This is a genomic window from Prodigiosinella aquatilis, from assembly GCA_030388725.1.
In the GTDB taxonomy this organism is placed as follows: Bacteria; Pseudomonadota; Gammaproteobacteria; order Enterobacterales; family Enterobacteriaceae; genus Prodigiosinella; species Prodigiosinella aquatilis.
On the sequence record CP128857.1, the window covers coordinates 3,338,623 to 3,361,835 of the forward strand.

At 43.4% G+C, this 23,213-nt stretch carries 19 protein-coding genes; 2 read left to right on the top strand and 17 right to left on the bottom strand.

The features are described from left to right. Positions 1-3: 3 nt before the first annotated feature. From PCO85_15490 to PCO85_15505, 4 genes are all read right to left on the bottom strand, one after another. A complete protein-coding gene (locus PCO85_15490; protein WJV52621.1) occupies positions 4-1,509 on the bottom strand; it encodes an asparagine synthetase B family protein in 1,506 nt (501 codons plus the stop codon). Between the two features lie 202 nt (positions 1,510-1,711). Further along, positions 1,712-2,446: a LuxR family transcriptional regulator gene (locus tag PCO85_15495; protein WJV52622.1), complete on the bottom strand. Its 735-nt coding sequence runs from the start codon at positions 2,444-2,446 to the stop codon at positions 1,712-1,714. A 452-nt stretch (positions 2,447-2,898) separates the two neighbouring features. Continuing rightward, positions 2,899-3,303 carry a GNAT family N-acetyltransferase gene (locus PCO85_15500; GenBank protein ID WJV52623.1) on the bottom strand — a complete coding sequence of 135 codons (405 nt, stop codon included), beginning with the start codon at positions 3,301-3,303 and terminating at the stop codon, positions 2,899-2,901. A gap of 274 nt (positions 3,304-3,577) precedes the next feature. After that, a complete protein-coding gene (locus tag PCO85_15505) occupies positions 3,578-4,969 on the bottom strand; it encodes an NAD-dependent succinate-semialdehyde dehydrogenase (GenBank protein ID WJV52624.1) in 1,392 nt (463 codons plus the stop codon). A gap of 957 nt (positions 4,970-5,926) precedes the next feature. Between PCO85_15505 and PCO85_15510 the strand changes: the two genes are divergently transcribed. Then, positions 5,927-6,703 carry a YdcF family protein gene (locus PCO85_15510; GenBank protein ID WJV52625.1) on the top strand — a complete coding sequence of 259 codons (777 nt, stop codon included), beginning with the start codon at positions 5,927-5,929 and terminating at the stop codon, positions 6,701-6,703. A 69-nt stretch (positions 6,704-6,772) separates the two neighbouring features. Next, complete coding sequence (locus PCO85_15515) at positions 6,773-7,072, top strand: LysR substrate-binding domain-containing protein (GenBank protein WJV52626.1); 300 nt, start codon at positions 6,773-6,775, stop codon at positions 7,070-7,072. On the opposite strand, the gene PCO85_15520 is transcribed toward PCO85_15515, so the two are convergent. From PCO85_15520 to PCO85_15580, 13 genes are all read right to left on the bottom strand, one after another. Next, positions 7,038-8,663 carry a right-handed parallel beta-helix repeat-containing protein gene (locus tag PCO85_15520; protein WJV52627.1) on the bottom strand — a complete coding sequence of 542 codons (1,626 nt, stop codon included), beginning with the start codon at positions 8,661-8,663 and terminating at the stop codon, positions 7,038-7,040. The genes PCO85_15515 and PCO85_15520 overlap by 35 nt on opposite strands. A 282-nt stretch (positions 8,664-8,945) precedes the next feature. Next, the gene (locus tag PCO85_15525; GenBank protein WJV52628.1) at positions 8,946-10,346 is read right to left on the bottom strand and encodes an undecaprenyl-phosphate glucose phosphotransferase; all 1,401 of its coding nucleotides are present in this window, start codon (positions 10,344-10,346) and stop codon (positions 8,946-8,948) included. 84 nt (positions 10,347-10,430) lie between these two features. After that, positions 10,431-11,804 carry a phosphomannomutase CpsG gene (gene cpsG / locus PCO85_15530; protein WJV52629.1) on the bottom strand — a complete coding sequence of 458 codons (1,374 nt, stop codon included), beginning with the start codon at positions 11,802-11,804 and terminating at the stop codon, positions 10,431-10,433. A gap of 74 nt (positions 11,805-11,878) precedes the next feature. Further along, a complete protein-coding gene (locus PCO85_15535; GenBank protein ID WJV52630.1) occupies positions 11,879-13,351 on the bottom strand; it encodes a mannose-1-phosphate guanylyltransferase/mannose-6-phosphate isomerase in 1,473 nt (490 codons plus the stop codon). Positions 13,352-13,353: 2 nt separating this feature from the next. Further along, positions 13,354-14,571 (bottom strand): glycosyltransferase WbuB, encoded by a 1,218-nt coding sequence (locus PCO85_15540; protein ID WJV52631.1) that lies wholly within the window; start codon positions 14,569-14,571, stop codon positions 13,354-13,356. Positions 14,572-14,715: 144 nt separating this feature from the next. After that, positions 14,716-15,681, bottom strand: a complete 966-nt coding sequence (locus tag PCO85_15545) for a GDP-L-fucose synthase (GenBank protein ID WJV52632.1) — start codon at positions 15,679-15,681, stop codon at positions 14,716-14,718. A gap of 7 nt (positions 15,682-15,688) precedes the next feature. After that, the gene (gmd, locus tag PCO85_15550) at positions 15,689-16,807 is read right to left on the bottom strand and encodes a GDP-mannose 4,6-dehydratase (protein ID WJV52633.1); all 1,119 of its coding nucleotides are present in this window, start codon (positions 16,805-16,807) and stop codon (positions 15,689-15,691) included. A gap of 30 nt (positions 16,808-16,837) precedes the next feature. After that, a complete protein-coding gene (locus tag PCO85_15555) occupies positions 16,838-17,377 on the bottom strand; it encodes a putative colanic acid biosynthesis acetyltransferase (protein WJV52634.1) in 540 nt (179 codons plus the stop codon). Then, entirely contained in the window at positions 17,370-18,470 is a 1,101-nt protein-coding gene (locus PCO85_15560) for a glycosyltransferase family 4 protein (protein ID WJV52635.1), read from the bottom strand. The genes PCO85_15555 and PCO85_15560 overlap by 8 nt, the downstream gene beginning before the upstream one ends. Before the next feature lie 3 nt (positions 18,471-18,473). Next, on the bottom strand, positions 18,474-19,526 hold the full coding sequence (locus PCO85_15565; GenBank protein ID WJV52636.1) for a glycosyltransferase: 1,053 nt from the start codon (positions 19,524-19,526) through the stop codon (positions 18,474-18,476). Between the two features lie 104 nt (positions 19,527-19,630). After that, positions 19,631-20,959, bottom strand: coding sequence for a hypothetical protein (locus PCO85_15570; GenBank protein WJV52637.1), 1,329 nt, complete (start codon positions 20,957-20,959; stop codon positions 19,631-19,633). Between the two features lies 1 nt (position 20,960). After that, positions 20,961-21,866, bottom strand: coding sequence for an alpha-1,2-fucosyltransferase (locus PCO85_15575; GenBank protein ID WJV52638.1), 906 nt, complete (start codon positions 21,864-21,866; stop codon positions 20,961-20,963). Beyond that, positions 21,853-23,172 carry an oligosaccharide flippase family protein gene (locus PCO85_15580; GenBank protein ID WJV52639.1) on the bottom strand — a complete coding sequence of 440 codons (1,320 nt, stop codon included), beginning with the start codon at positions 23,170-23,172 and terminating at the stop codon, positions 21,853-21,855. The genes PCO85_15575 and PCO85_15580 overlap by 14 nt, the downstream gene beginning before the upstream one ends. Positions 23,173-23,213 lie beyond the last annotated feature (41 nt).

Here is a 23,213-nt window from a genome sequence, read left to right on the forward strand (position 1 = left end):
TTCCTAATTAATCAAAGCGCTAAGTTGTGATGGTGTGACTTCATCAATGGTCAGTCTCCGCTGTAAAAATGCTTTATAAACACGGTAGGTAAAGCGGCTCTTGACCTGATAATTATCAACCTGGGATCCAAGTACATTGGCAAACGCCTGGTTAACCGATGATCCTTCATGGATACCTATTTTCTTTCTCCAGACGATTTCTTTCGGTAGCAGTTGAAGCGTATCTGCATAGTCACGCAGAATATTTTTGACTTCGTTGTCATAAATTTTGTAATCGGGCTCCAGCGTATGGCAGAGGGCAATCAGATGATTGGTCCAGAAGGGGTGACGAACATCAATTCCATAATGGCTAGCGCCATGTGTTGAAAACTCCCCAGTCCAACGGGTGCGATAAACTTGCTCGGATAGGAGTTGGTTAGGATTATCGTATTGCATGCCGGGTTTAAGAATGCCGCCAAACAGTAAGTCAGAGCCATACCCTGTCAGCATGCACTTCACCTGCCCTTGTGCTTGCCGATAGACATTAAATAAACCCGACTGAATTTCAGCAGATAAACCATCAAAAATTTCGTTGTGGTAAATAGACTCGATAATGCCGTTGATAACCTCGGCTTCGGAAAGAATCTTCACCTGATGGTGTGTTCCCAAAGCATCAGCTACCTGTTGAGAGAACGTAAACTCGTTGCTGAGTTCTGTCCCAATCGAATACGTATTAAGCTGTTTAAAACGACGGCTGGCCATGGCGGTGACAAGACTAGAATCGAGGCCACCCGAAAGGGGAATCCCTACCGTATCATAGCATTGGGATAATTCGTCGAGAGGGGCAGTAAGGTAACGTTCGATCAGGCCAAGAAGGCTTTTGCGATGCAGGTACAAGGTGTGATTACTGGATGGGTTAACCAGTGCTTTGCAGTTATTGAATAAATAACCTTCACTATCATAGGTAATGACATTGATTGAACCTGGTTTCAGACGTTGAGCATTTTTTATGGGTGTATAATCATCGGCCCGCAGAGAACGCTCACAAACCCGATCTTCACTTTCAAAATTTAATGCGCTCTCATCTTCAACCGTAGTCACAAATTTTAGACAATTAGTAACCCAATTTTTTCCCGCTTCTACAACATGAACGGGTGAGAAACCCCGTGAATCGGTCACCAAGGTCAATTCACCTTGAGGATCTTCAATCAAGAAGCAGAATTCTCCTTCTGCCATCGCAAGCGCCCCTTCACCAAGACGCATATACAGCAGAGCCAGTAAAGCGGCATTATTTGCGGTATAGGCTTCCCCGTCCCACATTCCGGCTACCGTTTTCAGAAAATCTGGATTGTAGAGTGTGCCAATAAGATAAGCAGTCCCTTTTTCAAAAGAGAATTTATGGTAGGACGTGTTTTGACCTATATAAAGATACCCGCTATGTAATACTTCACCTTTGCCACTAAAGGATTGTTGAAGTTTGTTTATATCGGCATCTGTTCCTTTATAAATGACACAAAAACCATTGCTCACAGTGATATACCTTATATGACGAAGAGATCGATTTTTAATTCTGCGTTGATTATAACTAATCAGATAAAAAAATAATCTTCGTAAAAGAATAGTCTGAAGATATTATTGGTATAGGTGATACTATTCTTTTATATAGGTATTAAATGTACAACATCATCTAAAGGTTGGTTAGCTACATAATGGAATGTGGGTATTAAATATACTATATTGCAACCAATTTTTTGGTCATTAGCGATTCCGTGAAGGCTCGAAACAGATTGAGCTCGAGTGCTTTGCTTATGGCATGGCGAGAATTAATTACATTAAGTTTTCTGACAGAGTTATTGATATGGAATTTCACTGTTGCCTCACTGATACCCAGTGTTCTGGACACCTCTTTATAAGTATTCCCTCTACTAACCAAGAAAAGCACTTCTGTTTCACGTGGTGTAATCAATGCACTTTGCAAGCAATCCAAAGGCACCGTTTTACCTTTAACGAAGTGTTTATATCTCATTGCTTTTTCGTGAGTAGTCACTAACAACATTTGTAAATCATTTTCTCTGTTCTTTATAAAATCCTCAAAATCATTTTTTTCATCATTGTTAGCAATAGTCAAGATCGCCAGATTGTTATCATGATCGTGAAGAACGAATGTGTAACCTACGGTGATGCCATGTTCCCTTAGATACATGGCAACATCTTCATTTTCAGACCGTAAGACAGCGAGATCGTTATCATCCCAGGAAAATGGAGTTACTCTTTTTAAAGATAAATGTATAACAGGATCATTGATAAAAAGTTTATTATCAATATAGGTATCAATACATTTTTGTGGGTAGTTAGAAATAAAAACAGGATTTGATAAAGAAGATTTATCCATCATAAAGTAAGCGAATAAAACATTCCCATAGGTCTTTAGCTTTCTTTCTATAAAATAACTGATTTCTTTATTCATCAACAATATTCCCAGAAAATATTAGTAAAAAAGCAAGAATTACCGATATTTTCCCTGATAAAACAATCCCAGTCATTATTATTGATATATAAACACCATGACTCTAATGGCTACCAACCATATCAATGCATAAACAATTCGTCAACATTTTATATCCATATTAACTAAACACACCTTAAATAATTCAAATCATAGGAAGGCGGCAGTCAAGTCAATCCACAGGTGCTTGTATAAATAAGTAACTGGAGTGAGTAAAAGCGACCAGCACAAGCACACTGACAACGTAAAGTATGTTGGGGATAAAATGATTATCATCAATAACAATTGATAGATTTATTATTTATTTCGCAATGTTTTTATTAACGTTCTGTTGGTAATACAGGCGGTGTTGCAACGAAAAATGAGAGGTTGAGATGATAATATAAGTTTTGTAATTGACTATTTTAATATATTCATCCCATCAGTATGTCGCCATGTCCGTTAACGACGAGCTTTATCGCAGATTGTTGATAAATACCTGTCTCGAGTCTCACTATTTTACAACCATTCACAATAGCAATTTTTTCGAGATGGGAAATGATTTTATACCCTAACTTTACACCTCGACAGGATGGCTTAATGAAAACCCTTTTTATTTCAGCCGCATTTCCATCCTGAAATAATAATGCACCACAACCTATAGCTGCCCCATCTGAATTTCGAACTAATAAACAACAAATCGCATCATCATCTTGTGCACTTAAATCAATACAGTGAGCGCTTTCCAGGGGATAGCGTGGCAATTGAAAAGCATCCAGCTCAGAGATAAGCGCTTTCAGCTCAAGTGAGTCCTTTTTTACTTCCGAAATAGTAAACATTGGCTGCACTCACGTAATGTCGTTGTCACCCTTATCAAAAATGCTAAATGAGGCGAGAAGCGTAATTCACCAGAACGTAATCGGCTGCGCTGGCCAATGACTGCCACTGATCCAGACCACCTTAGTCCGTCTGCCGGGCTTTCCCAACGAAACAGGAATACCCGGCAGGCAAAACCTTTCATGCATCTGGACTTCGTTGCTACCAATGAATCGGCTGGCACGAAGTCATCATGACAGGAACTTTCATGACCTAAAAGGCCGCGCTAACAACACGTCAAAACGCACCGTCGATATCCGTCACACCGATCAACTTGTGGTTAACAAACTCCTTCAAGCCCAGATCAATCAGCTCGCGCCCATAACCAGAACGACGCACGCCACCGAAAGGCAAGTCAGCCTTCACAGCAGTCGGGTGGTTAATGTAGACCATACCAGTAGAGATCTTTTTGGCTACCTCAACACCGTGCGCGATGTCCTGGGTAAATACCGAACCACCGAGACCAAACGGTGAGTCGTTGGCGATAGCGATGGCTTCCGCCTCGTTTTTGGCCTTGAAGATCAGCGATACCGGACCGAAGAACTCCCAATAATAAGCGGGATTATCCACAGTCAATTCTGTCAACATCACGGGTCGGACGAAAGCGCCGGTGGATGGTACTTCGGCACCGATCACGGTAGCAGTAGCCCCCTGAGCGACCGCTTTTTCGACCTGTTTTATGACATCATCGGCTGCACCTTGAGAAGACAGTGGCGCCAGGGTGGTCGATGGATCCATCGGGTCGCCGGCCTTGAGCGCGGCCACACCCGCAGCATAGCGTTTGACGAACTCATCGTAGATGGCCTCGACCACGATAAGGCGCTTGGACGAGCAACATACCTGACCCGCATTCCAGTGGCGTCCGAACACCGCCCACTTCACTGCTTTATCCAGGTCAGCGTCGGCCAGCACCACAAAAGCGTCAGCACCACCGAGTTCCATCGTGGATTTCTTCAGCGCCTGGCCCGCCTGAGCAGCAACAATGGCACCAGCGTCTTCCGAGCCCGTCAGCGCCACGCCATGCACACGTGGGTCGTTAATCATCATCTCGATCTGGCTACGGGTGGCGTAGAGATTCTTGAAGCCACCGACCGGCAAACCGGCCTCAAGCATCAATTTTTCAAAGACGTCAGCGCACTGGGGTACGTTAGAGGCGTGCTTAAGTACGACCACGTTGCCAGCGGCCAACTGTGGGGCGATGATGCGGGCGATTTGATAATACGGGAAGTTCCAGGGTTCAATCGCCAGAATAATCCCCAGCGGTTCGTGCACTATCATCGCCTCAGTCACTGCCGGATCCTTGGATGGCAGCGTCTCCGGTGCCAGAAGCTTTTCAGCGTTCTCGACGTAATACTCAAAAATCGCCGCGGACAATTCAACCTCCGCTTTCGCTTCGCTTAGCAACTTCCCCATCTCCAGAGTCAGTACCCCGGCGTACTCAGTGCATTTCTTGCGCAGCAAATCAGCCGCCTTCTGCAGCACTGCAACACGCTCAGCGATGGTGACATCCTTCCACTTAAGGAAAGCTGCTTGACCCTGTTCCAATGCCTGTGACACTTCCATGTCAGTAGCGTTAGGGAACGTCTTCAGGATTTTTCCCGTGTAGGGATTGGTGCTAGCGTATGCCATATTGATTATCCTCTTATAGTTGCTTGTGGACTTAAACACGCACGGCGGACAATGAGGCCATGTCAAACACGAACGGTAGCGCATCAGTACGCACTATCCGCCCGTAGGCCTCATTGACCGGGACCCATACGGAATATTGGGTGATCAGTCAGACTGATCTTTTTCACACGGAGGTCGAGTACTTCCCGCACTCTCAAACATCTGGCGAGGTAGACGTTCCGTTGATCCCATATTAATTTTTTCCACTGTCTGGCATCGTACGATGTGTCACATAGTTTACGCAAGCAACACTATTCTTCATCACTCTTAACTAAATTCACAAATAGACCCACAATGAGTGCTCCATCGTTCCCGCCCTCTTCACCTTCCAACGCTCGGGAAAAGGTCAGCATGACCACAACTATCCGAAGGCGTCTCGATAACCGAAGTGCAAAAGTCGAAGGGATTACAAAGTTACTAAATTTAAAATTAATTACTCATTGCTTTCTCATAAATAAAATATTCTGTTACTAACAATAACACTTACACATAAAATGATTGGATCGTTAAGTCAATACAACAGACAGATGCTCATTAAATAAATTAATGACACCGTTATGATTGGTACACTCTGGTCATTACTATTGATAGTAATGACCCGTCGTATGTTTCACCTCCTTAATAAAGCGTCGATAGTCAAGTGGATGGATCGTTTTACTGGCGGATTGTTTATACTCAAAATAATTCGAGTTGCAGGAAAGCGGCAAGAGAGTGAATCCCGATGAGCTTACTCAGATAAATGATTCAGGAGAGAAATCCGGTGCCATCAACGTTGAAGCAAACCGCGTCTTAAAAATAATTTTTGTTCTATGGACTTACATTTAATCTTATTGATTACTGAGTTAGTGATGAAATTTTTACCTTTTTGCGTCAGGTTAAGCAATTATTGATGTCAGAACTTATTGAAGGGAGATGGTGATGTTTTCTGATGCTGTTATTGCCGATATGAATCAACTGGCACGTTTTCTCGCTTACGATCAGACGACCGGACACGGGCCGGTTGGCAAGCCTTCGCTATTGATCCTGCTGGGCAACGCGATTTTACCTACTGCTGAGGCGGCATTTCAGGCACTGACTCGGGGTTCTGTTTCAAGATTGCTGATTGCCGGAGGCATCGGTCATTCCACAACGTTGCTATACCAAGCGGTGCAGCAACATCCGCGTTATCAGCACATTGCCACTGATGGGCGCAGCGAAGCTGAAGTGTTATATGACATCGGCGTGCGGTGCTTTGCGCTGTCGCCAGAGCAGTTGCTATTGGAAACTGCTTCGACCAACTGTGGCGATAATGCGTTACAGGCACGCCGTGTGCTGGAAGCCGCCGGTGATACGCATGCGCAAATCACTCTGACCCAGGATCCGCTGATGCAATTACGCACCGACGCCAGTTTCCGTCACGTCTGGCGTGATCGTCCTGAAATCAGTTTCCTTAACTGGCCGACATTTGTGCCACAACTTGAGCGCGATGGCGAAAGCCTGCGTTTTGCCGGAATAGATAACCAGAGTCTGTGGTCGTTACCCCGTTTTGCTTCGTTGCTGCTGGGGGAGATCCCCCGTCTGCGCAATGCACCAGGAGGATACGGCCCCCGAGGTGCCGACTTTATTGCTGAGGTGGATATACCGGCGGAGATTGAAACAATCTACGCACGGCTGCGTCCGGTACTGGAAGTGAATTACGGCGACAGATCCTTCTGACACATCGCCATTACCTCACGGGGTTGCGCATTTCTGCACAATGCCAGCGACAGTGCGGTCCAACCAGCAGTGTCAGTACCATCGGGCTTTGCAGACCGATTACGCATTACCGTCCCGGCCATCGGCTACCGCATGCTGTTATCGCATTTGTCTGAGTTTCGTCAGCGCTATCCCGAGGTAGAACTGGATTTCGATTTTAGCGAGCGGATAGTAGCAGTGATTAATGAAGGGTTTGATATTGCGATCCGCAGTGGCGAACTGAGTAGCTCGCAAATGATGTCGCACCGCCGACTGGGGCCGTTTCGTTTTTCGATTGTCGGGAGCCCGGAATACTTCATTCAAGTTTGCTGTTGCTACTTAGGTTATTGACGCTCTGTGTTTTGGCTGCAAAATGAAAAGCCGTATGACTATCCGTCACCATATTGCCGCTGACCACATTCAAGCCGAAACAGGTGGCATCAATATCAACGCCCCTAACAACGGCGAAGCTCAGTATGTTTTCCGCAATTTTGGTATTGCCGGAACTGAACAGCACAATGCCTGAGCCGCCACACTTATCGACCCTATTAAGTGAAATAATGCAGCCCTGGGAAAACATGGCATAGAGGCCATTCACCCGCGCATTTTTAACGATATTCGACGCGATGACCACATCTTCACAGGGCGTTTTGCTTTTCTGCGAGGAGACATAAATACCATGCTCACACGTATCCAGCGTATTATTGCTTATCAAGATATTTGACGCAGTGACAATACGAACACCGGTTTTCTGGATATTACGCAACATATTCCCGCTAATGCTGATTCCGCCGATAATCGATCCATCATGATTCGAGTCATTCACATCAATACCATGATAGTGGCAGTCTTCAATGATATTACCCACCACCGTCACACGTTTGGAATTAGATATTCCAATTCCGGCCGGTGCCAATAACTCACTGGTGGTTTGTTGGTTGCAGTTTCGTACATTGTTTGCAGTAACCGATATCCCCTCTGCGCCTTGCAGATAAATCCCGGCACCAAAGCTATTATCCCCTTTGGCCGGATTCTTTCTCGACCCGGTGATACCGTCAATAATATTGGTGCTGACTACACTACCCACTACCTGGGAGCGTTGTTTGCCACGGTACATCAGTATTCCGTAACAGCTGTGTTTGCCAATCATATTTTCGCTGATCAGCGTGTTATCAATACGATCAAAATCCCCCGGAGAATCATTCAACGTCTGTACCACTATGCCATAGCCGCCCTGCCCCAAACACCGATTACCACGAATATGATTACCATTACCGCTAAAATAGACGGCGATATCAATAGAGAATGCCTCCTCCTGCCCGGCATCCCCGGCCGCACCAATTTGGTTACTGCTAATGACAGCGTAATGAGAATTGACCAACTGAACTGCACCACCAATATGCCCGGATAAAGTACAGTCGTTTACCGTTGGGTAACTGCATTGCACCAATTTAATACAGCAGGTGTGATAAATAGATCCGATACCACCGCCGGCAATAACGGTAATGCCATCAAAGGTGATATTATTTATGCCTTCCGCTATGAAGACATTTTTAACTTCTCCTTTTGACATCACGATAGAGCCTGATCCAAACACTTTTTGTCCCGAATGTCTGATTAGCAGTGTATTGGACACGCTATATTCCCCGTCAGGGATATAAACGTGTTTACCCGAATCCAGCGCTGCCTGAATAGCGGCATAATTATCAGCAGACGACGTTTCAGCATTGAAATCCAGAATACTGATGGTATCGGTATACCGCGGTACCGTTGAAAAGGAATTTTCCGGCGGGATGAGTGACGTTGCCGGTGATTTCATTGACGACCAGGTTTTACCTGTGGCCAGAAATGACAACGGCAGCAAACACCATAATGCTTTAATGCCTAATATCCTTCTGGAACGGTCAATCGACTTCAATAAAGATCTATTTCTTGCTGCCATAACAAACTCCCGCTATATAACCCAACATCAGAGATAATACAGAACACGTACTACAGAACATCGCGTGTGATAATGGCAACATATACACTAACTAATTCGAGTTGCAGGAAGCTGGCAAGCGAAGGAATTCCGATGAACTTACTCAGGTAAGTGATTCGGATGACAAATCTGCCGGGAGTAGATTTGAACACTTGCTTGCAGCGGTCCTAAAGGTCAAGGATAGGTCGAGTAATGGAGTACCGCCAACGCGCATGCAACTTGACGTATGGCGAGTATAAAATGTTAATAAGACCTATCACTGATAAAACCTTTATAGAAGGTTATGAAAAATATCTTTATATCCAACCAAAGACTCCAGTTACGGATATATTCAAGATCATACTCCACTCTGGCAGACATCTTATCCAGGGTATCGGTTTCCCCACGACAACCATTAATCTGAGCCAGTCCGGTAATTCCCGGTTTCACTTTGTGACGCAACATATACCCACGAATCAGAATCCGATACTGTTCATTGTGGGCAGTTGCATGTGGACGTGGCCCAACGATGGACATATCCCCTTTAAGTACATTGATGAACTGCGGTAACTCATCCAGTGAAGTGCGTCTCAGGAAACGCCCCACCGGGGTAACACGTTTATCTCCCTTGACTGCCTGAATAATATTGTCTCCATTCTCCGTGACACGCATCGAACGAAATTTCCACACATCAATCGGCTTACCATCCACACCATAACGAGTCTGACGGAAAATTACCGGACCAGGCGAGGTTAATTTAATTACCGCTGCAATCAATAGCATCAGTGGAAAAATAATCAAAAGAATGCTTGAGGACAAAATAATATCTTCCAACCTTTTGAGTACCTGGTTAATACCGTTTATTGGCGTGTCAACAAGCGACACAATTGATACGCCGTTCACCTCTTCGCTACCGATTTGCAGAATGCTCAGTGAAGAGGTGTCGGGGATAAGCATGACCGAGCAAGTGGTATTGAGTAACTCCCAAACCAGACTTTTTATCTTCATCTCTTCAGACATCGGCATGGCAATATAAACTCTGTCGATATTACCGTTTCTGGCTTCCTGGACCAGCGTCTGAAAGTCACCAGCATAAGGAAAATCCATCTGTTGCTTCTGGGCACTATCGTCATAAATACCTACGACGTTAAATCCCATCCACCGGGCATCATTAAAGCTCCTGGCCAGATTGATCCCCACTGGTAGCGCTCCTGCAATTGCAACATTGCGAGAAAATTTTCTCATTTGCAGAATTAATCGAGTCATCATCCTGATACTCAAACGACTGAGGAATAAACCCACAGAAACCCAGAAATACCACTGCAAAAATAAACTAATACGAATAAAATCGGAATCAATACCGAATAACATAGTGATAAAATAAGTAACGATAATACTCAGTGACCAGCTCTGCAGCAAAATGATTATTTCCGTCGTAAACTTCACGCCTCGCCAGGGGTGATATACGTTCTCTATTTCGCCAATCATCATAAAAACGGCCAGAGAGATAAGAACCAACACCATCTTTTCGTTAAAAAAGATATCATTCCTCACTAAATAAAAAAAATAGACTGAAAGAAGAATAATTGTCACATCAGCAAAACGCTGCACCATTAGAATAACTGATGTGCTTGCTCTGATTTGAGCACTTTTAAAATTTGTCATAATATACCCATCATGTAGCAAAATATCTCACTGTGATACTGAGCTTTTTACTAAATGGAAATATCGAAATAACAGAACCGATTTTTACAATCGCAACAGAGATAATATATCCTGTGTTTTTTGCTTCATCAGGTCGGGATTATTTCTAGATTCAACATTTAGTCTGACAACCGGCTCGGTATTTGAACTGCGTAAGTTAAATCGCCAGTCGATAAACTCCAGAGTCATACCGTCGGTTTTATCTACCGATAATGCTTGAGATGAGAAGTGATCATAGACTCTGGCGATAGCCGTATCCGGCGACGACAGTACACTGTTAATCTCACCGGATGAGGGATAAGCACATATTCTGTCACAGACCAGTTTACTCAACGTAGTTTGTTTGGTACACATCAGTTCTGCAACCAGCAACCAGGGGATCATTCCGCTATCGCAATAGGAGAAATCACGGAAATAGTGATGTGCACTCATTTCACCGCCATAGACGGCATCTTCTTTACGCATCCTTTCTTTAATAAAAGCATGGCCAGTCTTCGACATTACCGGTTTCCCTCCCGCTTTTTTTACGACGTCAATGGTATTCCAGCTCAGTCGGGGATCGTGAATAATTACACTGCCCGGCTGCTTATCTAAAAAAGCCTCAGCTAGCAATCCGACAATATAATAACCTTCGATGAATTCCCCCCGATTATCGAAAAAGAAGCAGCGATCAAAGTCGCCATCGAAAGCGATGCCACAATCTGCCTTATGCTGTAATACCGCCTGTGCGGTTTCTGCCCGACATTCTGGTAATAAAGGATTTGGGATGCCATTGGGAAAATGGCCATCGGGCGTGTTATGCACTTTGACAAATGTCAGAGGAATAGCCTGTTGCTGAAAACGTTTTTCCACAGCATCAATGACGTGTCCAGCTGCACCGTTTCCAATATTGAATATCAATTTCATCGGAGTAAAATTTTCAGGGTTGATATAACCCATCAGATGATCGACATATTCGCTAAGCAATGAAAGTGTCCGATAACTCCCCCGTTGCTGTTCAATGACAGGAGGGAATTGATTAATCTCAGCCAGACGCTGTATATCCCGCAAACCTGTATCGCCGCTCACCGGTCTGGCACCGGTGCGCACCAGTTTCATTCCATTATAATCGATTGGGTTATGGCTGGCAGTTATTTCGATACCACCATCAATCCCTAAATAGAAAGTGGCAAAATAGATCTCTTCTGTCCCACTCAACCCTATATCGATAACATCAGTTCCCGCATCCCTTAATCCCTCCGTTAGCGCTCTTTTCAAGGCCTCACTGGTTAATCTGACATCTCCGCCAACCACCACATTTTTAGGTTTAAAAAACTCACCATAAGCGCGACCAATACGATAGGAAATATCTTCATTTAATTCACTACCTAAACGCCCACGAATATCGTAGGCTTTAAAACATGTTAGAGGAAAAGTCATACCATATCCTTAGATATATTAAAGTAAGCTCATCTATTCAGTTATAGAAAACAAAACTGTTTGTTTTTTATTACTTAGATACGACCATAGCGATCTTTTAATCGGACAATATCATCTTCAGAAATATAAGAACCGGTACGCACCTCAATTAATTCCAGAGGGATCATGCCAGGATTCTCTAGGCAATGTTGTTCACCCAGAGGAATATAAATAGACTCATTTTCACTGATTAATTGCGTAGTCGTACCTTTGGTGACTTTTGCCGTTCCTCCAACAACAATCCAGTGTTCTGCCCGGTGATAATGCATATGCAAAGACAATCCTTCTCCGGGTTTTACCGTAATGCGTTTAACCTGATAGCGTTCCCCTGTATCAATGGAGTCATACCTCCCCCAGGGACGATAAACCTCCCGATGGATATAATGTTCAGAACGCCCTTGTAACTTAAGCAACTCGACTATTTTCTTAACGTCCTGCACTCGTTCACGGCTGGCCACCAACAACGCGTCCTTGGTCTGAACAATAATCAGGTTTTCTACCCCTACAGTAGTCACCAACCCAGACTCAGCATGGACATAGTTACCGACTGAGTGGTAGTTCAGCACATCGCCATGATGAACATTGCCGTGACCATCCTTATCACTTATTTCCCATAATGATGACCAGGAACCTACATCACTCCATCCCGCACTTATCGGCACAACGACTGCATCATCAGTTTGCTCCATGACGGCGTAATCGATAGATTCGTCCGGGCAGTCCATGAAAGCCGCTCTATCCACTCGCAAAAAATCCAGATCGGGGATGGTCAGACCCACAGCGGCCTGACATGCGGCCAGAATATCGGGACGGCAGCGCTCAATCTCCTCCAAATAGCGGCTGGCGCGAAACAGGAACATCCCGCTATTCCAGTAATACTCCCCACTTTCGAGATACTGCCGGGCGGTGTCAACGTCCGGTTTTTCGACAAATTGAGCGACATGGTAAGCAATGTCCGTTGCAGTCTGTAGAGAGTATGGGTTACCGCGCTTAATGTAACCATAACCGATTTCGGGCGCATCAGGCACAATACCAAAAGTCACCAGATTACCGGCTGCTGCCAGGGGAATAGCACTAAGTACCGTTTGCCGGAATATTTCCTCGTCACGAATAACATGATCGGCAGAGAGGATTAATAACAACGGGTCATCATCCCCGTCACCATTGTCAATGATGCTATTTAACGATGGTGATTTTTTAGTCACGAATAATGACGCCAGCGCAATGGCTGGTGCCGTATTTCGTCCTTCAGGTTCGAGAATAATATTTTTGGTCAACTTACCCATCTGCCCCAATTGTTCCGCGACAACAAAGCGGTGTGCTTCGTTGCAAATAACAATCGGGTCTTCACAAGCAATACCATCAAGACGCTTAATAGTGGTTTGCAACATGGAGCTCAGACCGTCGAGACACAAAAATTGTTTGGGATACAAGGTGCGGGAAAGAGGCCACAGTCGACTACCATTACCGCCGGCCATAATAACGGGATACAACGGAGAACTTTTCATTATCACCCCCTGATGTCGGCAATGAACTGGCTCAAAATGTTTTCTTTATCAAGTGACCGCCGAGCATATTCCTGAGCAATCGCATTGTATTTAGGCAGGGTTAAAGCGTAAGTGATCCCGGAAAGCAAACATTCAAAAGATTCCGGTTCCACGCAAGTCGCTATACCCTTATGCATGAGACATAAACGCCCTAATTCGGTATCTTTCTCCGCGGTTATCACGGCATTTCCTCCGACAGCAAGAATATTGGTCAGTTTGGACGGTAAAACGGCATCTGCCGCGCCTTTACGTTGAATAACCAGATGACAATCGGCCATTTTTAGTAATGCGGGCAGTTGCTCATAAGGCTGTAATGGTTTAAACACAACTCGTGTTAGCTGCTTTTCAATCACGCTTTTTTCAAGTCTGGCTTTACCTGCACCTTCCCCGATGATGAGAAAAATAATGTCTTGATCCTGCAACTGCTCTGCAACGGAAATAACAGTTTCTAGTCCCTGTTTTTCGCCAATATTTCCGGAATAAAGCACAATCTTTTTATCGGTGGCTAACCCCAACTGGTGGCGTAAGATATCGACACTCATCTCATCGACGTTGAGGAAACGTTCTATTTCTGTCCAGTTAGGGAAAAACAGTGTGTTAGAGGCACATACGCCTTTTTTAATGGCCTGACTGGCCATTGAATGTGAAATAAGAGAAACGTAATCGACTGAGCACAAACATTTTTTTTCAAACGCTCTGGCCAACCGGGCAAAACGGCCCTCACTGGCCATGCCCAGACCCAACATGGCATCCACTTCAAAATCCTGAATATGCAACACGGTTTTCGCCCGCGTTAATCGGGATAACATCAACATACCTGGTACGGCAATCAGAGTAGGCGCAATAGCAATGATCCTATCTGGCTTCCACCTTCTTTGCGCCAGCAAAGGAAACAGTGAACTCAACGCAAAACTACTCAAATGAATCAGACGATTCAACGTGCTGGGCTTGGTAGGTATATAAATAGGGGTACGGTACACAGTGAGGTTACCGTTTACCTCCTTTCGATAACGCCACGCACTGTAACCTCGGTGGACTTGCCATTCAGGATAATAAGGCGGCGTGGTGATAACGTGAACGTCATGGCCTTGTGCTGCCATCCACTCTGCCATTTCACCCGTGTATCGCCCTATCCCGGTTAATTCAGGCTTGTAATTAATTCCGTAAATCACTATTTTCATCGGCCAAGCTTTCCCCCCACGGAATAACATCACCGTCTATTGGGTAATTAACAAAACAATCAGAGAGCAACACATCACATCACGTCATGATGTGATGTGATGTGATGTGAATTCAGACAGGAATAAAGTGCCAGGAAGAGCTGATCATGTTCGAAAAGCCGATTGATTATTAAGGAACCATTGATAAGTCTGTTTTAACCCGTCCTCCAGTGAAATCGTAGCGTGCCAGCCAAGGTTTTTAAGCCGCGTGACATCCAACAGTTTACGCGGTGTGCCGTCCGGTTTCGTCGCATCAAACAGGATATTGCCACTATATCCCACCACACGGGCTATGGTTTCCGCCAATTCTCTGATGGTGCAATCAACCCCGGTTCCCACATTAATATGAGACAGCATCGGCTGGGTGTTAGCCTGATAGATCGCAACATCCAGCTCCATAACATACACGCTGGCGGCGGTCATATCGTCTACATGCAAAAATTCACGCATTGGATTCCCACTGCCCCATACCCATATTTCGGGCGTATTGTTCAGTGCTGCTTCGTGGAAACGGCGCATCAGCGCGGGAATAACATGGGATTGAGTTGGATGAAAGTTATCGCCTGGCCCATAAAGGTTGGTGGGCATAACCGAACGGTAATCTCGGTGATACTGACGATTATAAGATTCGCACAACTTGATCCCAGCAATTTTCGCCGTTGCATAAGGTGCATTAGTTTCTTCCAGAGCACCGGTCAGCAACTGGCTTTCCTGTATTGGCTGCACCGCCATTTTAGGGTATATACAGGATGATCCCAGGAACAGCAGTCGATTGACATCATGGCAATGTGCGGCATGAATGATATTGCTTTCAATCATCAGATTTTGATAAATAAAATCAGCTGGATAGGTGTTATTTGCGACAATACCACCGACTTTAGCTGCCGCCAGATAAACCTGATCAATCTTCTCCTGGGAAAAAAAACGATCCACTGCTTTGGCGTCAATCAGATCTAACTCGGCTCTGTCGCGCAATACCAGTTCAATATCATCTCTTTTTGCCAACAGGCGTACAATAGCGGAACCTACCATACCCTTATGGCCTGCCACATAGATGCGTTGTTTGTTCATCAGCGACTCACTCCATGGAAATTGATATGCCATAACCGTGTGATTTAAGTAGTTTGAATTTTTTCGCTGATTCGAGATCACTCTGCACCATTTCAGCTACCAATTCCTGTAGGGTAGTTTCGGGCACCCAACCCAGTTTTTCTTTTGCCAAAGTAGGGTCCCCGAGTAGCGTTTCCACCTCAGCCGGTCGAAAATAGCGGGGATCGACCGCAACAATCACATCACCCACCTGCACATTAACGTTGTCATCGCCGCTTACTGCCGCGACAATGCCTTTTTCATCAACGCCCTGCCCTTCAAAACGCAACGTAATTCCCAGTTCTCTAGCGGCCAGTTCAACAAATTGCCGCACTGAATACTGACTCCCGGTGGCAATAACAAAGTCCTGTGGTTTGTCTTGCTGAAGCATCAACCACTGCATTTTGACGTAATCTTTTGCATGACCCCAGTCACGCAATGAATCCATGTTGCCAAGATATAGACACGTTTCCAGGCCTTGCGAGATGTTGGACAATGCCCGAGTGATTTTCCGGGTAACAAAGGTCTCTCCACGGCGCGGAGACTCATGGTTAAACAAAATGCCGTTACAGGCATACATGCCATAAGCTTCGCGGTAGTTGACGGTTATCCAGTAAGCGTAAAGTTTTGCCACTGCATAGGGCGAACGTGGATAAAAAGGCGTAGTCTCTTTTTGCGGGATCTCCTGAACCAGACCATACAATTCTGAGGTTGAAGCCTGGTAGAAGCGTGTTTTCTTTTCCATGCCTAAAAAACGGATGGCATCAAGCAAACGCAAGGTACCAATACCATCAACATCCGCAGTGTACTCGGGTGACTCGAAGGACACCGCCACATGGCTCATTGCGCCCAGGTTATAAACTTCATCAGGGCGGATTTCAGCCAGAAGCCGGGTTAGATTCGAAGTATCAGAGAGATCCCCATAGTGAAGAGAGAATTTCGGGTTAGTTTCGTGAGGATCCTGGTAGATATGATCAACACGTTCTGTATTGAATAATGAAGCACGTCGTTTAATACCATGAACCTCATAGCCTTTCTCAAGCAGAAGTTCTGCCAGATAAGACCCATCCTGCCCAGTAATACCTGTAATAAGTGCAACTTTGGTCATATTAACCCCATTAATAAAAAATAAGTAATGTCAGACTTTATCCCGAATTTTTACTGCTGGAGTCCCCCGATAAATAGCGTTATTTTGCAAATTATTAAATACTGAACTGCGTGCCCCAACTACACATTCATTCTCGATACTCACACCAGGTGAAACAAAGACATCAGTGGCTAACCAGCAAGAATCTCCAATATAAATAGGTTTCTCTATAATATCGAAACCGGATGAGAGGTAATCATGACTGCCCGTACACAAATAACAACGTTGAGATATTATGGAATGATGGCCGATACGAATTTTGCCCAAGGTATATAACACCACATCATCACCAATCCATGAATAATCTCCAATGGTGAGTTTCCAGGGATAAGTTATTTTTGCCGACTGCCTTATCAGAACATTTTTACCAATTTTGGCACCAAATACTCTGAGCAGAAAAACTCTCCAGCGATAACAAAATTGCGGTGACCAGGAAAAAAGTGTTGCCTGAACCGCCCACCAGATAATGACAATTAATGATGAACGTCCTCTAAAGCCTGGAGGAAGGCTAAATTTATCAAGTTCATACATCGGTAAAATCCTTCATTAGTTGCTGCAATTTTAACCGATTCTTTGCCACCAGAATTTGAAACTGATTCTTACGATGATTTTTCGCGCGTTGTACGTCGCTCATTGGCGTCGCTGTGATATATGACACCACAGCATCAATGAATAAATCAGGACATTCTCTCTCTGGCGGCAGTCCTACGCTGATTCCATCCAGAGAAGAAATCATCTCTTTCATACAGCCAGTTTCGCTGCCAATCAGCAATGCGCCTTGCTGCGCAGCTTCATATAACACCAATGGTTCTGCTTCATTTTTATAAACGGAAGGAAATAAAAAGATATCAATATTACTAAAAAACGCTTTCTTGAGTTCGCCATACACAGGACCAATATATTTTACATTATGATTATTTTCACACAACTCAGTAACAATTCTTTTGGATACTTCATCCGCGAACGGCCCAGCCAGAATAAACGTAAAAGGAATGGTGGTTTTATTTAATGATTCAATCGTCTTGGATATAATTCCAATCCCTTTATCAAGACACAGATTCGATAAATGCCCCAGAGTAAGCGTTGAGTCATGTCGCCGCTGCTGTGTACAGCATTCCGCATCATTAAAAAAAGAGGCATTGGAAATCGTGATAAAATTTTTTATAGGTATACCATAAAGTCTTGAAAGCGACGCACCCATATTATCGCTAAGAACAATATGTCGAACATTTCCTTGTAGCACTTTCACCAATTTCTTGAACAGTTTTTTTTGCGTATGAATATAGTTAAAAGAGTGATGATGAATAATAATAGAACATTTGAACCAACTCAATAATCCAAGATACAGATAATCGAAAACCTGCCCACGATCTCCGTTAATCGGCCGATAGACTTTCTTGTCTGGACTGAACACACAATACTTTAAGATTCTTATCATTACCCATAATGCGTGGAATATTTTAACCAGTTTCCAGCGCCGGGTATGCGTCTTCAGATTGCACCAGTGTGGCGTAGTATCAATAACAACAACAGCAATATTTTCATTTAATACACGGTTGTACATCGCCAAATTAATATTTGACATCCCATGTACCGGCGGTGGCATATCCACTAAAAATAACACGATCTATTCCTTAATAATGTTCAATAACTTGTCAGCCATAGAGGGAGACTGCAATGTGTGGAACGTATCAAGCGCAGCGCCCGCCAGACGGTTTCTCAATTCACGATCACCAGCGAGTTGCAGTAGCTTTTTGCTAAGACTGTTGATATTGCCTTTTTCAAACAGCAAACCATTTTTAGCATCCCTGACATAAGCCGGCTCAGGGCCCATGTGCTGGCGCAAATCATTGTGAACAATGACCGGCAAGCCCAGTGCCATGTAGTGAACGACTGATAGTCCGGCATCGCCGCCATACGCGCCCGCCAGGCAAGATGATAGAAGGCGTTTAATATGCTCCTCGTCATAAACGGCACCATGAAAATGGGCAAAGCTGTAGCGCCGTGACAGACCGACAATGAAATCGGGATCACCGCTACCAACAATTTCGATGGTTAGGCTGGTGTCCTTCTGCCTGGCCAGTTCCAATGCATCGAGTAATTCCTCCAGGCCACAGCGGGGTCTGATGCGCCCGATGAAAGCAATACTTTTTCCTGCATCGGCATTGATTTTCTCGACAGGGTTGAGATACAGGCAATTATCGATATGGAATACTTTTCTATGTAAAAAATAGGGCAATTTCTTTTTAAGCTCTATTGCACAGAACTCGTTATAACAAATATAACCATCAGTTAATAAAACAGAGAAAAAATAAAACAGTTTCGCTATCGTACCATGCGATTTATATCCACCCTGACCATGCAAATAGACCCTGGTGAATGATATACATTTTAATAAGACACTTTGATAGAGACTAATATATTTAAAATCAGCAAAATGAATCACACAAGATGGTGTTTGACGGATTCTCTTCCAGGGTATGTTACGAAAAAAAAACAGTCTGCTTATTTTTTTCATCGCCAACGACGTCATCTTAAAATGAACTTTATCAGAACTGTAAAAATCCTGTGGAGTTACACTGCAAATAACTTCAAATTCACCATTGGTTTTACAATGAATATCTTCAAAAAATGGTTCACGATAAGTAGTCATGTAAGGTTGAAAAAAGAATAATTTCATCACTTCCTCTGGCACAATATTATTGACAATCACCGTGCATTTTTCAATAACACCCTGAAACTAAAATACTGACACACTATATATCAGAATAAACATGTTTATCTTCAACGCAACGAAGGATATCTGAACAAATAAATCGCAAGGGTCATGAGTGTAGTAACATAAAGAGTAAAGATAGAAATCATGATAAAAGAAAAATCAAACCGCAGAGCTGCAAAACTGATCATGAATAAACAAAAGCTCATGGACTTAACTCCCAACAACGGCCTTGATATCAACCAAATGATAAAAAATAAGGCTGGCGCGAAGATAAGTGAATACCAACCGAAATTACCATAAAACTCCCCCAATGGTGTTGAGTTGAGGGTCAGTATATTTTCACCTGTAATCATGTTCCCTAAATTAACGCCAATACCCGCCGGCTTCCCGGGCCAAATCGAAGACGGAATAAAGAAAGAAAAACTTCTGAGCAAAACTGTCTTTCCATAATAGAAATCATGGATATGTCCGAACGTGTTGTAAACATATTTAAACACGTTCATATTGAATGCTTCAAACAGGTTATTGAATATCTCTGCAAAAAAGGAACCTTCGCCATTGGATCGTTCATTCATTCGGTAAGCAATCGCCAGGCTAAATGCATCACTTATTCCCTGAATTGAAAACCCATTGACCCACATCAGTCCCCGTGCAATCGGGTATGCATAATTAATAAATGCGACAAAAGGAGAAATAATCATACAAGCCAAGGAGAATCTGACCAATCTCTTTTTATTAACATAGGCTAAGGACATTACAGCAAACAGCACTACTATTCGATTATTCACAAAAACCAATTCAATGACCAGATACAAAAGCAGCAGAATAGAATAAGTTCTTTTGCTGATTTTACAATCCACTCTTAACAAAGCTAATATCATCGGGTAAATAACACGATAGACGTTGGAGAAGTTACCTAGCACAACGGACACAAGACTATTTTCATACATATCTTGTGAGGCTTCATTCCAGTGCCCTCCCGATATTTTATTCGTTGATAAAACAATAATAACAGTAAGAAAAAAATACAATCCAATGACTAAAAAAGCAAAAATATCTGTACACTTATCACTAATACTTTTGTCAATAATAGGTTTCAACGTAAAGTTGATATTTTTCGTCAACACGTTAACCAACAATATCAACGAAACAAAGAGGAATATAAAGAAATAAATACCATTATTTTCGTGCAACGTTAATGTATCAATTGACAGAAAGCTGGGCGGTATTTCACCGAAAGCAAACACCATAACCAATGGCATGGCAATAAAAACCAACACTCCCACTATCAACCCTGAAATAATATCGTAAAACCCGTTGCGAGCAGAGTTAACTACAGATAATAAAACCAATAAAATGGTAAGTATCGCTAAAATAGCATTAACAATAAACATGTTAATGCCTATTCTCAAACATATTATCCAGGCTATTGTCCTCTCCGTCCCATTCGACTTCCAATGCTTCACCATCATGGTAAAGTTTTTGCTTCAACTGCCCTTTATACCAAATGACATCCATACGCCCCAGATAGCTGGCCCACATGCTAAATGTGGAACCTGAGGCGACAAGTATCTTGCCACAGCTCAGCGCTAATAAGTCTGCTACGGCACTGCCATAATCAGCCCGGTAAGTATCTTTCATCGAAAGCATTTCACCGAGCTCTTCATTGCTTCCATCAGAAAATATACAAACTTTCAGCGGCACTGGGTATTGCTCTCTGATTTTTTCCACACACTTTATGTACCAGGATAGAGGAATACGGGTATTAGTCTTGCCATTGCTCAGCGCTTGTGGCGTTGGCGCCTGGAAATCACCCAGTCGTATATGAACGCAGAGCGTACGCGAAAAATCCTCACATAGGGCTTTTTTATGCTCTTCACGAGTGATATCGAGTAGTTTCTGACGAATAAAAGCAGACTCAGATTTGATCTCCTCGAAAAGAGTCGCCATCCCTTCAAATTTAACGATGACACTATTTTGCAATACTGCTTTATGCCGTTGACTTTCATCAATGATTCGGGTGGTTAAAATTGCCATTATCTTTTTCAACCCGGACCAACACTCATTATTGTGCTTAAAATAACCTGAGTAATTCCGCCGATCCATATCACCACGTAATAAACGCGCCGGCTTGATTTGAGCCCAGGCTGGACTAAGCAGAATACCGTGATTATCTTTAGCAAAAACGCACGCTCTGCTCCAGGGAAATAACATATTTCCCAGACCTGGACCCCCTATTCCATAATTACCAAACTCATATCGAGATACCTTCGGATAACAGATTATTTTATTTGATTTCATTATGTCGTTCGCTCTTCATTCTTTTCAATATTGCTATAGATATAAAGACATTAAAAAACAGTAATCCCAAGGCTAATGACAATCCAGCTCCAATCAGATTCATCTTTTGGATAAGGATCAGATCAAGACCGGTAGTCACCAGCGCGCCAAGGACGTAATACACCATGACTTTTTTGTGGAGGTTAACCACGTTACCAAAAGCAATAAGAACAATCGCCAACGCATTGAAGGTATGAGCAAAAGAGACCATGACCAACGCTGGATAGCCGATAACATAAGCAGGATTGATCAGATGAAGAACAAAGCGTCCAGCAATGACCAATGTTATAAAGGCGACCAGTGAAAACAGGTATGAAACTAACAGACACTTCTTAAGAACACTGAATAATTCACCATGGTTCGCTCTTTCACTGAGCCTGACAAAGACCGGCTGAAACTGCAGGGAAAGTATCGTCGCCAGCATGGTGATAAACCGAGTAAAATTACACACCATGCCGTAGACACCGGCACTCTCATTACCGAGAAATTTGGCAACCAGCAAGGTATCCAGTTGGAAATAGGCAAAACTGATGATAGCAGTAATATTGATAAACAGTGCCTGGTTTAACCAATGCCCCTTTTGAGAGCCTATGTACGCCAAAGAGATATTCACCGGATGGAGTAAAGGGGTCGAGAGTGTAATACAGCATAAGAAAATCACCATGAACGACAGCATATAAATTACCGCTAGATTTTGTGCATTAATTCCTGACCAGCAGTAAAAAACAAATGCTACAGCGATAAAAAAAACAGGTCTGATGATATTCTCTATCAGATCGGCGATTACCGGTTTACTCTGCCCTCTCAGCAGTGACAACCCCATTGCTGAGAGTCCCAAAAAACACGAAATAAATAAAAATATTTTTTCATTGATACCAGATAACCAATAAAAACTGAACAATCCGCTATCTTTCACCAAATAGAGAATAAGCATAAACAGTACGGAGGAACAGAAAACAATCAGCAGACTAAAATAGATCACTGAGGTTTTATGTTGTAACAAACTGACCTTATGGCTGATGAATTCTTTCGAAATTTCTTTGATAATTAGCGTATCCAGTCCCCATTTTGAAAAAATAAGCATGAGGTTGCAAACTGTCACCACAATCAGGTATTGCCCGTATTGTGCGGGAGATACCATATACCCCATGACAAATTGGGCTGATACGCCAATGAAGGCCGATAACAGTCTTAAGGATAAATTAGACGCAACTTTCAATAATCTGGATTTATTTTCAATCCAGACTCCAACGTTCAATATTGTCATGATAACTTCATTTATGAGTGCCGTACATGAACCGACTTAAA

Bases quoted from the DNA above. Each gene is read 5' to 3' on its own strand.
- PCO85_15510 (WJV52625.1), top strand. From the start codon at position 5,927: ATGTTTTCTGATGCTGTTATTGCCGATATGAATCAACTGGCACGTTTT.
- PCO85_15495 (WJV52622.1), bottom strand. From the start codon at position 2,446: ATGAATAAAGAAATCAGTTATTTTATAGAAAGAAAGCTAAAGACCTAT.
- cpsG (WJV52629.1), bottom strand. From the start codon at position 11,804: ATGACTTTTCCTCTAACATGTTTTAAAGCCTACGATATTCGTGGGCGT.
- PCO85_15555 (WJV52634.1), bottom strand. From the start codon at position 17,377: ATGTATGAACTTGATAAATTTAGCCTTCCTCCAGGCTTTAGAGGACGT.
- PCO85_15565 (WJV52636.1), bottom strand. From the start codon at position 19,526: ATGAAATTATTCTTTTTTCAACCTTACATGACTACTTATCGTGAACCA.
- PCO85_15580 (WJV52639.1), bottom strand. From the start codon at position 23,172: ATGACAATATTGAACGTTGGAGTCTGGATTGAAAATAAATCCAGATTA.
- PCO85_15575 (WJV52638.1), bottom strand. From the start codon at position 21,866: ATGAAATCAAATAAAATAATCTGTTATCCGAAGGTATCTCGATATGAG.
- PCO85_15540 (WJV52631.1), bottom strand. From the start codon at position 14,571: ATGAAAATAGTGATTTACGGAATTAATTACAAGCCTGAATTAACCGGG.
- gmd (WJV52633.1), bottom strand. From the start codon at position 16,807: ATGACCAAAGTTGCACTTATTACAGGTATTACTGGGCAGGATGGGTCT.
- PCO85_15545 (WJV52632.1), bottom strand. From the start codon at position 15,681: ATGAACAAACAACGCATCTATGTGGCAGGCCATAAGGGTATGGTAGGT.
- PCO85_15505 (WJV52624.1), bottom strand. From the start codon at position 4,969: ATGGCATACGCTAGCACCAATCCCTACACGGGAAAAATCCTGAAGACG.
- PCO85_15570 (WJV52637.1), bottom strand. From the start codon at position 20,959: ATGTTTATTGTTAATGCTATTTTAGCGATACTTACCATTTTATTGGTT.
- PCO85_15520 (WJV52627.1), bottom strand. From the start codon at position 8,663: ATGGCAGCAAGAAATAGATCTTTATTGAAGTCGATTGACCGTTCCAGA.
- PCO85_15535 (WJV52630.1), bottom strand. From the start codon at position 13,351: ATGAAAAGTTCTCCGTTGTATCCCGTTATTATGGCCGGCGGTAATGGT.
- PCO85_15500 (WJV52623.1), bottom strand. From the start codon at position 3,303: ATGTTTACTATTTCGGAAGTAAAAAAGGACTCACTTGAGCTGAAAGCG.
- PCO85_15525 (WJV52628.1), bottom strand. From the start codon at position 10,346: ATGACAAATTTTAAAAGTGCTCAAATCAGAGCAAGCACATCAGTTATT.